10 protein-coding genes are annotated in these 12,297 nt (G+C 68.2%); 9 read left to right on the top strand and 1 reads right to left on the bottom strand.

Features of this window, described 5'->3' with window-relative positions; all coding sequences use genetic code 11:
- The first annotated feature begins 104 nt into the window (after positions 1 to 104).
- On the top strand, positions 105 to 1,037 hold the full coding sequence (locus ABTV68_RS18805; protein WP_433675197.1) for a leucine-rich repeat domain-containing protein: 933 nt from the start codon (positions 105 to 107) through the stop codon (positions 1,035 to 1,037).
- Here the strand turns inward: ABTV68_RS18805 and ABTV68_RS18810 are convergent.
- On the bottom strand, positions 1,031 to 2,128 hold the full coding sequence (locus ABTV68_RS18810) for a VanZ family protein (RefSeq protein WP_433675198.1): 1,098 nt from the start codon (positions 2,126 to 2,128) through the stop codon (positions 1,031 to 1,033). The genes ABTV68_RS18805 and ABTV68_RS18810 overlap by 7 nt on opposite strands.
- A 189-nt stretch (positions 2,129 to 2,317) precedes the next feature.
- Between ABTV68_RS18810 and ABTV68_RS18815 the strand changes: the two genes are divergently transcribed.
- The 8 genes from ABTV68_RS18815 (at position 2,318) to kdpC (ending at position 12,233) form a co-directional block, all read left to right on the top strand.
- On the top strand, positions 2,318 to 4,402 hold the full coding sequence (locus ABTV68_RS18815; RefSeq protein WP_433675199.1) for an APC family permease: 2,085 nt from the start codon (positions 2,318 to 2,320) through the stop codon (positions 4,400 to 4,402).
- Between the two features lie 249 nt (positions 4,403 to 4,651).
- Positions 4,652 to 4,939: a hypothetical protein gene (locus tag ABTV68_RS18820; protein ID WP_433675200.1), complete on the top strand. Its 288-nt coding sequence runs from the start codon at positions 4,652 to 4,654 to the stop codon at positions 4,937 to 4,939.
- Between the two features lie 31 nt (positions 4,940 to 4,970).
- A complete protein-coding gene (locus ABTV68_RS18825) occupies positions 4,971 to 5,984 on the top strand; it encodes a hypothetical protein (RefSeq protein ID WP_433675201.1) in 1,014 nt (337 codons plus the stop codon).
- Positions 5,981 to 7,258, top strand: coding sequence for a hypothetical protein (locus tag ABTV68_RS18830; RefSeq protein ID WP_433675202.1), 1,278 nt, complete (start codon positions 5,981 to 5,983; stop codon positions 7,256 to 7,258). Before ABTV68_RS18825 ends, ABTV68_RS18830 begins: the two co-directional genes overlap by 4 nt.
- Before the next feature lie 293 nt (positions 7,259 to 7,551).
- A complete protein-coding gene (gene kdpF, locus ABTV68_RS18835; protein ID WP_433675203.1) occupies positions 7,552 to 7,641 on the top strand; it encodes a K(+)-transporting ATPase subunit F in 90 nt (29 codons plus the stop codon).
- A gap of 49 nt (positions 7,642 to 7,690) precedes the next feature.
- Positions 7,691 to 9,367 carry a potassium-transporting ATPase subunit KdpA gene (gene kdpA, locus ABTV68_RS18840; RefSeq protein ID WP_433675204.1) on the top strand — a complete coding sequence of 559 codons (1,677 nt, stop codon included), beginning with the start codon at positions 7,691 to 7,693 and terminating at the stop codon, positions 9,365 to 9,367.
- 119 nt (positions 9,368 to 9,486) lie between these two features.
- Positions 9,487 to 11,607, top strand: coding sequence for a potassium-transporting ATPase subunit KdpB (kdpB, locus tag ABTV68_RS18845; RefSeq protein ID WP_433675205.1), 2,121 nt, complete (start codon positions 9,487 to 9,489; stop codon positions 11,605 to 11,607).
- A gap of 53 nt (positions 11,608 to 11,660) precedes the next feature.
- Positions 11,661 to 12,233: a K(+)-transporting ATPase subunit C gene (gene kdpC / locus ABTV68_RS18850; RefSeq protein ID WP_433675206.1), complete on the top strand. Its 573-nt coding sequence runs from the start codon at positions 11,661 to 11,663 to the stop codon at positions 12,231 to 12,233.
- Positions 12,234 to 12,297 lie beyond the last annotated feature (64 nt).

The raw sequence follows: 12,297 nt of genomic DNA on the forward strand, positions 1-12,297 counted from the left end.
CGATGACCGCGACCGCCGGAAGCTACGAAGTAGCCTGCCTCCGACGATGACGGCGCACTACGATTCCTCGTAGCAGCCGCGGACGAGAACAGGGAGCTCCGGAGATGACCGACGTTCGAGAGGTGGCCGGCCTCGACGCCGCACAGGCGCGCGAGCTCACCGAACTCACCATCAGCGCCCGTGACATCGATCCCGCCAAGCCGGTGACCTCGCTCACCGGTTTCGGCGCCCTGCCGCAGCTGCGGCGGCTCGAAGTGTGGGGGCTGGGCTTGGAGTCCCTCGACCTGACAGGCGCGGATGCGCTCGAAGAACTCGTCGCGAGCGACAATGCGCTCACCCGGATCGACCTCACCGCGACGCCGCGTCTCACCTCCCTCGCCATCGGACGCAACCCGCTGGGCACGATCGATCTGCGTCCCGTGCGGGAGCTTCGCGAGTTGCGCTGCGACAGCAACGGCCTCACCGAACTCGACCTGTCCGCCGTACCGGAGCTGCGTGATCTGCGGTGCTTCGGCAACCGCCTGACCTCCCTGGACCTCACCGCGGTGCCGGAACTGCGACGACTGCACTGCGAGGACAATCTCCTCACCGAGCTCGACCTCTCTGTCCTCCCGCATCTTGAACACGCCGGCTACAGCGGCAACCCGATCACCCCGGTCACCGTGAAGCTCGGGCGGGCGGGGACGTTCTCATCGCTCTGCGGCGCGGACTTCGAACGCACCCGCCGCATCGACGGCAGGAACGTGTTGATCACGGTCGCGACGTCCGACCCGGCGGTGGTGGAGGGCTTGCGCGACACTGTCAGTCGCGCGATGGGCGCGCTCACCGACCTCACAACCCAGGCGCGACTTCTGCTCGCCGGCTCCCACCCCGACGACGACACCGGCATCCCCCTCGCCAGCATCGCCTTCCGCACCGACGGATCCGTGCAGCTGGGCTTCGATGCGGGCGAATCTCCGGCGGGCGAACTCGAGATCGGCGTCGTGTTCGATCGCGACCTGCAGCGCGACAGCGAACTCGTCTACGAGGTCTACTGAGCGAACCCCGGACGGTTTCCGGATCGCGGGCCCGCGCGGAGCGAATCCGGTTCACGCGCATCCACGAGCGGCCGGCCCATCAGGAGTCCGGGAAGTCCGCGGCCATCCGTCGTGAACGTGAGAACGAACGTCACCACCCAGAACGCGCCGGAGAGCAGCTCGCCCGCCCCCGGGACCAGCGCCAGCAGCGCGGCGCCCGAGATGCCGGACAGCAGCCGCAGCACGCGCGCCGGGAACTCCTTGCCCGCACCGCGGTACGCCAGCTGCACGCTGTGGTCTCCCACGGATCGGCCGGTCGCGAGGATGAGAACAGTCCAGATCACCAGCGGCAGCAAATTCGCGACGGTGGATGAGATCAGCGTCTGCTGCTCCGTAGGACGTCCACCGGAGAACAGCGAGAAGGCGAGCTGCATCACGACGGCAGCGCCCGCGCCGATCACCCAGAATGACAGCGCGTCGCAGACCATCGCCAGCAGTCGACGCCCCCGGGTCACGGGTCGCGGTTGATCCGCACCCGGCAGCTCCTTACCACCGCGCAGTCGAGCCGGAATCACCAGGCCGATCACGGCGCCCATGAACGCGCCCGCGGTGTTGGTGATCAGATCCGAGACATCGAAGAACCGGTAGGCGCAGGCGTAGATCCCCCAGACACCGGTCAATTGGGTCAACTCGATGAAGAGCGACACCGCGAACCCGACGGTGGTGGCCAGCACGATTCCGCGACCGGCCAGCGCCCGGATGAAGAATCCGAGCGGGACGAACAGCAGCACGTTCAGTGCCAACTGCAGCACCGCTGCGCTGAGCAGCACGTTGCCGCCCTCCCCGATCGCCTTCTGCACATCGTGCACCGCGTCCATCGGATTCAGGATCGCTCCGGCGCAGTACTCGATCGGCCCGTCGGGCAGCGGCAGCAGCGTGTAGGTCCAGATCGCCCAGAAATACACCAGCGCTGCCGACCAGAGCAGGAACATCCCTGCCGTCAGACGCCCCCGACGGCGGTACACCCGTGCGACGAACGGGACGAAGAGGAGGATGCCGAGCAGTCCGCCCGCCCCCAGCGCGATGATTCCGGACAGAAGTTGATTGCTCATGACACCTCTATCCTCCCCGCCCCGCCTCGGCGACCGCGTCGCCCGTGCGAGGTAACCGCCTCATTCCCTCGACGTATCCCCGCACGCACATCCCCCGCCCCCACGACGGATCGGCCGGGCGTCAGGATCTCGTGAGGATTCCCGGAAATACGCATCACGAACTGTCAGGAACGCGTAGGTTCTACCTCCGTGGTCAATGACACTCGCGATCCCGCCAGTCCCAGACCCAGCGCCAAGCGCTGGATCCTCGGGGAGCCGCTGACGTCCAAGCAGGCGGACGATCAGCTGCTGCCGAAGAAGCTCGCGCTGCCCATCTTCGCCTCCGATGCGCTGAGCTCGGTCGCGTATGCGCCGCAGGAGATCATGATGATCCTCCTCCTCGGCGGCGCGGCCTTCCTCACCTTCGCGCCGTGGGTCGCCGCGGCCGTCGTCCTGCTGCTCATCGTCGTCGTGCTCAGCTACCGTCAGCTGATCCGCGCGTACCCCTCGGGCGGCGGCGACTACGAGGTGGCATCGAAGAACCTCGGCGAGAAGGCAGGCGTCGTGGTGGCCGCGGCTCTGCTGGTCGACTACGTCCTGACGGTGGCGGTGTCGGTCGCTTCCGGTGTGGACAACATCATCTCCGCCCTCCCGGCGCTCAACCCCTGGCGAGTGGAGATCGCGATCGGCTTCGTTGTGCTGATCATCCTGATGAACCTCCGCGGCGTGCGTGAGGCCTCCTCGGTGTTCGCGGTGCCCACCTACGTGTTCATCGGATCGGTCGGAGTGATGATCATCGTCGGCCTCGCCCGCACCGTCCTCGGCGATGCGCCGGTCGCGTCCAGCGCCGACTACACGTCGCAGGTGCATTCGCTGACCAACGCGGCCGTGGTCCTGCTGGTGCTGCGCGCCTTCTCGTCGGGCTGTTCGGCCCTCACCGGGGTGGAGGCCGTATCCAACGGCGTGCAGGCCTTCCGTCGCCCCAAGATCCGCAACGCCCAGACCACGCTCGCCATCATGGGGACGATCGCGGCCTGCCTGTTCGCGGGCCTCGTCGCGCTCGCCCTCATCAGCGGCATCCACTACGCGGAGAATCCCTGCGATCTGCAGGGCTTCGACTGCACGCAGCCGCAACCGAGCCTCATCGCGCAGCTGGCCGCCGCGGTGTTCGGCGGCGGATCGATTCCGTTCTTCATCATCCAGGCGGCCACCGCGTGCGTGCTTCTCCTCGCCGCCAACACGGCGTTCAACGGCTTCCCACTGCTCGGCGCGGTGCTCGCCCGCGACGGCTACGCGCCGAAGGCGCTGAACACCCGCGGCGACCGCCTCGTGTTCAGCAACGGCATGATCCTCCTCGGCATCGGTGCGATCGCCATCCTCCTGGTGTTCCAGGCCAACCTGACCACGCTGATCCAGCTCTACATCATCGGCGTGTTCGTGTCGTTCACCCTCGGTCAGATCGGAATGGTGCGGCACTGGCGCCGCGTGCTGCGCGAGATGCGCGAAGAGCTTCCGGAAGGCAGCGAACACCAGCGCAGCACCGACTTCACCCGGCACGAGGCCGTCAAGGGACTGATCATCAACTCCGCCGGCGCGACGATGACCACGCTCGTGCTGATCATCGTGACCGTCACGAAGTTCACCCACGGGGCGTGGCTGGTGTTCCTCGCCATCCCCGTGCTCACCCTCCTGATGATCGGCGTGAATCGCTACTACCGCGACGTGGAGGCGGAGATCGCCGTCACCGACGTGCCCCACTTCGGAGCGCAAGGGGACGTCGCGATCGTCCTGGTCAACCGCGTGCAGAAGCCGGTGCTCAAAGCTCTCGACTACGCGCTCGCCGCCAACCACCGCACGCTGCTCGCCGTCCATGTCTCCGCGGACGCCACCGAGACCGACACGCTGATCACCGAGTGGGAGCGCATGCGCATGCCCGTGCCCCTCACCGTGATCGAGTCGCCGTACCGTTTCTACGCCGCCCCGGTCGCGAAGTTCATCAAGCAGTTCCGCGAGAAGCACGGCCCGTCCGTCGTGACCGTGTATCTGCCGCAGTACATCGTCGGGCACTGGTGGGAGAGCGTGCTCCACAACCGCAGGGCGAAGCGCATGGCCCAGCAGCTGATGCTGGTCCACGGCGTCACGATCACCCTCGTGCCGTGGCTGCTGGACTCGTCGGAGATCATCTACGGCCGGAGGTCCCGCGTGCTGCCCGGACAGGAGCGCTCCGGTCAGCCCTACCCCGCTGCCACGCCGCGTCGCGCCACACGCGCGGGTGGGCCGCCGGAACAGAGCTGAGCTGGTCTCGCACGTTTGGTCCCTGAACAGCGCCACATCGCGTTCGTGAACAGCGCTAGTTGCCTGATGCTGACGCATACCCGAAACTCACCGCCACGTTCGTGAACCTTGTCACATCGCGTTCGTGAACAACGTCGCTTGCCCGACGCTCACGGACACTCGAAACTCATCATCGCGTTCGTGAACCTTTTGCGTGCGGGCGGACATCTCATCCACAGGGGGTCGCTTTTCCGAGGATGAGGACAGGACATGGCACGCGCCCTTCGCCACCCCGCAACGATGATGGTGCTCGCTGGACTCGCGGTCCTCGGCCTCGCACTGTGCTGTCTGGGTGGAAGCGTCGCCTTCACGGCGATCGCGTCGGATGCAACTGTCAACGAGCCGCCCGCGGCGGCGATCGTCTGCGTGATCATCGGCGCCGTCGCCTTCGCTGTCGGAGTGATCGGCGCGTGTATCGCCGCGGTGGCGTCACGGCGGGCAGCAAGGCCCACGCATGAGCTCGCGCCAGAGCGCGGAATGTCGGAACCCTCTGCGTAGGATGTGAGCGTCAGAGGCGAAGGGGATCGCAATGATGCCGCATCAGGGAGCACCGGCACCGGGGTTCTCTCCCGGCGCGCCTGTCGATCCGCGCGGCAGCCATCAGCGCCCGCTGATCTTCGGTGGGCCCGGCCTGTTGTCCGCTCCGGTGAAGCGGCGCGGACCTCGTGGGTCCACGGTCGCGACGGCGATCGGCACCGTTCTCCTCGTGCTGGCGGGATGCGGCGGCATGTGGGCGGCATCCGCCACCGCACGTGCCAACATGCTGCCCGGTGCCCCCGTCGAAGAAGTCGCGACCACCCTCGGCGAGCATCTCGATGCCGACGATGACGCGTGGACGGATGACCTCGTGCCGACGCTGGCCGCGCAGTTCACCGCGGCGGGTTCGCGGCCCGGCGTCGGGGATGAAGCAGCGCTGGATGCGCTCGGCGTCACACGCAGCACCGAGATCACCGTGGCCCCGTGGCGCGCGGACGGAGATCTGCTCGACAAAGACCGACCCGCCGACGTCTCCGACGCGTACCTCGCCACGACACTCACGTTTGCCGACGGATCGAGCACCGTCCTCAATGCCCAGGGCCTGTTCGTTCGGGCGTTCTTCTACGACGGATCCTCGACGCCCGAGCAATCCCGCGTCGGCGAAGACCCGACCGCGGTAGCCCCATGGGCGCTGGGGTCCCTGGTCGCCTCGCATCCGCAGTCATCTGTCGTCACCGAGAACGAGAGCTGCACCGATCCGATGAGGGCCATGGTGGCGCTCTCGACGGTGGCACGCACGACCGGAACCCTCGCGTCGACCTGCGCGCTGGGCGGATCCGACGTTGCCGTCGCGGCGGGATTGGACGCCGCCGCTGTCGCAGCTTCCTTCCCGGTGCTCGGCGACTACTCCGAACTGGCCCAGATCCCGGCGCTGCCGGGGGATCCCGAAGACGTCGGGCTCGTGCAGTATCGGTTCACGGCCGGAGAGCAGAACCTCGTGGCGGTGCTCGTCAGCACTCGCGACGCCGGCTGGGCGTTCGTGGGTATCGCGGGAGCGCAATCGTGAGGGGCGGCGCGAAGGTCGTCTGGGCGGGTGCCGGCATCGTGGCGTTGGCCATCGCCGGTGCGTTCACCGCCATCACCTGGCCGCACGAGGTGAAGGTCGGCACTGTTGCCGAAGTCCCGGGCATCGTCGCCTCACAGCCACCGCTGCTCCCCGATCGCGATTCGTCGGGAGACGGACAGCACCAGAGCATCTGGGACGGGATGAACCAGGCGCTGCTGGCGAAAGACCGGGCCGCCTTCTTGTCGCACACCACCGGCGATGCCACCGCGCAGCTGGCCACCTGGTGGGACGGCACCAGCACCATCGGTTGGGACGTGGCCGCGATCTCGCCCTGGGATGACTACACCGTGATCCTCGGCGCCCAGCTCGCCTTCGCCGCGCACCCGGAGCGCGGGAGCGGTGCAGAAGACGCCGGACTCCAACTGATCCAGGGGTTCTACTACGACGTCGAGTGGGAGGGCAACCTGATCTCGTCGATCACGCCCTACCTGGAGCCGATGCCGTGGGACGAAGGGCCGCTGTATGCGGTGCGTTCCGAGCACGTGGTGCTGTTCGGCGCGGCCGACGAACAGGGGCTCGTCGACGCCAACCTCGCACAGGCCGAAGCCTCCGCGCAGCTGGCTCTGGATGAAGTGCGCAAGCTCGGCGGCGACGTTCCCATGGACGGATTCGTGGCCGCGATCACCGACGACTCCTCACGACTGTCGCGCTGGCAGTTCGGTGCGGGGCAGCAGTGGGACATGGACGTGGCCGGGTTCGCCATGCCCACCTTTCGTCCGCCGTCCGCCGCACCCTGGCTGGATCCGCGCATCGCCACCGGAGACGCCAGCAGCGGCACCATCGTGGCGGTCGGCCCGCTGAGCGTCGACCAGCGTCCCGAGACCTTCACCCACGAGTTCCTGCACGCCCTGCACCTGACGGCAGCTCCCACCAGCGCGAGCCAACCGTCGATCGCGGTCATGGAGGGATTCGCCGAGTGGGCCACCGCCGATGCCGGCGCCGGCGAATTCACCTACCGCATTCCCGACGTCAAGGACGCCGTCGCGCGCGCCGGAACGGGTGCCTTCTCGGACGAGGCCCTGCGGGCATCCGACGCCTGGCTGGGCTACGGCGCAGCCGGCTCTGTCTACGGTTTCGTGCAGGCGAGTGGCGGCGACGCCTGGCGGCTCGCCGTCGATGCGCAGCGATCGGGCGAGGATCTGTTCACCGTGGCTCAACGGCAGAACCCCGCGCTCACCCCGGAAGCCTGGCAGGCCTGGGTCGCCGCCCAGTAGGACCACCGAAGCAGGCAGGACCCGCCGCCACCGAAGCAGGCAGGACCCGCCGCCACCGAAGCAGGTAGGAAGGCCTCCGGAACCGGAAGCCCGCGTCGCGTGAGGGCGGCGTCAGGGAACCGTGCGCCGCTGTGTGGATTCCGTGAGGGCCCCGTGCACCGTGCATGAGCGGGCGGAAGCATCGAAGCATCCGTTCCGATTCGAAGGAAGATCATGCTCGATGTCTTCTCCGTCCTGCTGACGATCGCGTGCTTCGCGCTCGTCGCTCTGATCGCGCGACTGGTGGAGAAACGATGATCGCCCTCACGGTGATCGCCGCCGTCCTCGCCGTCGCCTCGCTCGTCTACCTCGTCGTCGCGCTGTGGAAGCCGGAGCGCTTCTGATGCTGACCCCCGCCCCGGTTCCCCTGTTCTTCCCTACGGAGCTCGCCTGATGCCCGCCACCGTCGCCGCGATTCTGCAGGCGCTCGCCCTCGTCCTTCTGCTCGTCGTCGTCCACCGTCCCATGGGAGATCTGCTCGCGCGGGTGTACACGGGCCGCCGCCACCTGCCCATCGAGCGCGGCACCTACAGGTTGCTCGGGGTGGACGGGGACGCTCAGCAGTCCTGGCCGATGTACCTGCGCGGGGTACTGGCCTTCTCCGTCGTCGGCATGCTGCTGGTCTACCTGCTGCAGCGGACGCAGCAGTGGCTCCCGGCATCGCTCGGCCTGCCCGCCGTGTCGGAACCCGTCGCCTTCAACACCGCCGCCTCGTTCGTCGCCAACACGAACTGGCAGTCCTACTCGCCCGAAGCCACCGTCGGATTCGTCGTCCAGGCATGCGGCCTCGCCGTTCAGAACTTCGTATCGGCGGCCGTCGGCATCGCCGTGGCGGTCGCACTCGTGCGTGGATTCGCCGCACGCGGCACCGGCGTGATCGGCAACTTCTGGGTTGACCTGATCCGCGGCACCTACCGAGTGCTGTTGCCGATCTCCGTGATCGGCGCCACCATCCTCATCGCGGGCGGCGTGATCGAGAACCTCACTGAGGTCACGACAGCGCAGACGCTCGCCGGTGCGACCCAGTCCATCCCGGGCGGTCCGGTCGCCTCGCAGGAGGTCATCAAGCTCCTCGGCACCAACGGCGGCGGCTTCTTCAATGCCAACTCCGCCCATCCGTTCGAGAACCCGGCACCGTGGACCAACCTCTTCCAGTGCTTCCTGATCCTCCTCATCCCCTTCTCACTTCCCCGCACCTTCGGCGTGATGGTCGGCGACCGTCGCCAGGGCTACGCGATCACGGCCGCCATGGCCACGATCTTCGTGGTCTCGCTGGTCGCGCTCTCGCTGCTGGAGGCCGGCGCCGCCGGCACCGCCCCGCAGCTCGCCGGCGGTGCTATGGAGGGCAAGGAGACGCGGTTCGGCATCTTCGGCTCGGCGCTGTTCACCTCCGCCTCAACCCTGACGTCCACGGGTGCGGTCAACGCGATGCACGACTCGTACACGGCCCTCGGCGGCATGATGCCGATGCTGAACATGATGCTCGGAGAGATCGCACCGGGCGGCGTCGGATCGGGCCTGTACGGCATGCTCGTAATCGCCGTGATCGCCGTGTTCGTCGGCGGACTGCTCATCGGGCGCACGCCGGAGTACCTCGGCAAGCGCCTCGGGCCGCAGGAGGTCACCCTCGCGAGCCTCTACATCCTGGTCGTCCCGACACTCGTCCTCGTCGGAACCGCGCTCAGCTACGCGATCCCCGGCGTGCGCGAGGAGATCACCGGCTCGGCAGTCCTGAACCCCGGTCCGCACGGCCTCAGCGAGGTGCTGTACGCGTTCACCTCCGCGGCCAACAACAACGGATCCGCGTTCGCCGGACTCACCGCATCCGGGCCCTGGCTCGCCAACGCGCTCGGCGTCGCGATGTTGCTCGGCAGGTTCATCCCGATTGTGTTCGTGCTTGCTCTCGCCGGCGCGCTCGCCACGCAGACACCCGCTCCCGCAACCGTCGGGACCCTGCCGACCCATCGTCCGCTCTTCGTGGGCCTGCTGATCGGTGTGGCCGTGATCGTCACCGCGCTCACCTACTTCCCCGTGCTCGCACTGGGACCGCTGGCAGAAGGACTCGCCTGATATGACGTGTTGTCCGGTTTCGCCGCAGATCATTCCCTCGCGAGAACACTCGCCTGACATGACGTGCTGTCTCGCTCCCGCTGCTACACACACTCCCCTCGTAGAAGGACTCTCCTGACATGGCTGTGGTCACCGATCACCCCACCGCAACGCCTCACGCGGCGCCGGCACGAACGTTCAGCGTGCAGCAGCTGCGCGCCGCGCTCCCCGGCACCTTCCGACGACTCGACCCGCGCACACAGTGGCGCAACCCCGTGCTGATGCTGGTGTGGGTCGGCGCCGCCTTCACCACCGTGCTGGCCATCGCCGAACCGTTCCTCGGCGGCGACGGACCCGCGGGCTTCACAGCCGGGATCGCGGTCTGGCTCTGGCTGACCGTGCTGTTCGCGAATCTCGCCGAGTCGGTCGCCGAGGGCCGCGGCAAGGCTCAGGCCGACAGCCTGCGACGCACCCGCGCCACCACCACCGCTCGACGCGTGGTGTCGCCGGATGCCACCGACCCCGGCGCCTTCGCTACCACGATCACGGAGGTGGCGTCCACCGATCTTCGCGTGGGTGACCGCGTGGTCGTCGAGGCGGGCGAGCTGATCCCCGGCGACGGCGATGTGGAGTGGGGCATCGCGACCGTCGACGAGTCCGCGATCACCGGCGAATCCGCGCCGGTCGTGCGCGAATCCGGCGGCGACCGCTCCGCCGTGACCGGCGGCACCCGCGTCCTCAGCGACCGCATCGTCGTGCGCATCACCGCGCAGCCCGGCGAGACCTTCGTCGATCGGATGATCGCGCTCGTCGAAGGTGCCGCGCGCCAGCGCACCCCCAACGAGATCGCGCTGAACATCCTGCTCGCGAGCCTCTCGTTCGTGTTCGTGGTGGTGGTCGTGACGCTGAATCCGATCGCGTCCGCCGTCACCTCTCCCGTGTCGCTCGCGGTGCTGATCGCGCTGCTCGTCTGCCTCATCCCCACGACCATCGGCGCGCTGCTGAGCGCCATCGGCATCGCCGGAATGGACCGCCTGGTCCAGCGCAACGTGCTGGCCATGTCGGGGCGCGCGGTCGAGGCAGCCGGCGACGTCACCACGCTGCTGCTCGACAAGACGGGCACGATCACCTACGGCAACCGCCGTGCCGTGCGATTCCTCCCGCTGCCTGGCATCGCGGAGGACGATCTCATCCGCACCGCCGCGCTCAGCTCTCTCGCCGACCCCACCCCCGAAGGCTCGTCGGTGGTCACGCTCGCAGAGCAACTGGGTGTGCGGGCCGAGGAAGACGATGCCGCCGTGATCGTCCCGTTCACCGCGCAGACCCGCATGAGCGGCCTGGACCTGCCCGACGGCACCCGCATTCGCAAGGGCGCCGGATCCGCGGTGCGCACCTGGCTGACGACCGAGGGCGTGACGCTCTCCACCACGGCGGACTCGGCACTCACCGAGCACACCGACGCGATCGCCTCCGATGGTGGCACCCCGCTGGCCGTCGCCGTGCTGCGCGCGGACGGCTCGGGCGATGTGCTCGGTGTGATCCACCTGAAGGACGTCGTGAAGGAAGGACTGCGCGAGCGGTTCGACGAGCTGCGCGCCATGGGCATCCGCACCGTCATGGTCACGGGCGACAACCCGCTCACCGCGCGCGCCATCGCACGCGAGGCCGGCGTCGACGACGTGCTCGCCGAGGCGACACCCGAGAACAAGCTGGAGCTGATCCGCAAGGAGCAGCAGGGCGGCCGCATGGTGGCGATGACGGGAGACGGCACCAACGACGCCCCCGCACTCGCCCAGGCGGACGTCGGCGTGGCGATGAACACCGGCACCTCGGCGGCGAAGGAGGCGGGCAACATGATCGACCTGGACTCCGACCCCACCAAGCTCATCGACATCGTCCGCATCGGCAAGCAGCTGCTGATCACCCGCGGCGCACTCACCACGTTCTCGCTGGCCAACGACATCGCGAAGTACTTCGCGATCATCCCCGCGCTGTTCATGACGGCGTTCCCCGGCCTCGCCGCGTTGAACATCATGGGGCTGCATTCGCCGGCCTCCGCCGTGCTGTCGGCGATCATCTTCAACGCGATCATCATCGTGATCCTGATCCCGCTGGCCCTGCGCGGCGTGCGGTATCGGCCCGCGAGCGCCGCCTCCCTCCTCGGCCGGAACCTGCTGGTGTACGGGCTCGGCGGGCTGATCGCGCCGTTCATCGGGATCAAGCTGATCGACCTCGTCGTCAGCCTCATCCCCGGCTTCTGACCCCCGTCATCTTCACCGTCAACATCCCTCACTTCTGACACGGAGATTCACTCATGTCTGTTCGCACCAGCATCCGCACTCATGCCACCGCCGTTCGCGCGATGCTCGTTCTCACCGTGATCCTCGGACTCGCCTATCCCGCCCTCATGCTGCTGGTCGGACTGGCGATGCCGGCGCAGGCGAACGGCTCGCTCGTACGCGACGAGGACGGCACGGTCGTCGGATCCGCCCTCATCGGTCAGTCCTTCACCGACGAATCGGGGCAGCCGCTGCCGCAGTACTTCCAGTCGCGGCCATCCGCGTCCGACTACGACGCGCTCGCGTCGGGCGGCAGCAACCTCGGCCCAGAGAATCCGGAGCTCGTCGACGCGATCACCGAACGACAGGCGGCCGGGGCGAGCACGACCGACGCGCTGACGGCATCGGGATCCGGCCTCGACCCCGATATCTCGCCGGAGAACGCGCTGTCCCAGGTGCCGACGGTCGCCGCCGCGCGGGGGCTCTACGAGTCGGTCGTGCGCGACCTCGTGCGGTCTATGATCAGGCCGAGGGACCTCGGATTCCTCGGCGAGGAGCGCGTGAACGTGCTCGAGCTCAACCGGGCGCTGGACGCGTCGGCACGATAGCGGAGGACGACGGATGAAGCGGGGAACCCAGCGGGTCCTGCTCGGACCGGCCGCCGGCATCGAG

Origin of the sequence: Microbacterium gorillae (assembly GCF_050990725.1) — a bacterium.
GTDB classification, from domain to species: domain Bacteria; phylum Actinomycetota; class Actinomycetes; order Actinomycetales; family Microbacteriaceae; genus Microbacterium; species Microbacterium gorillae_A.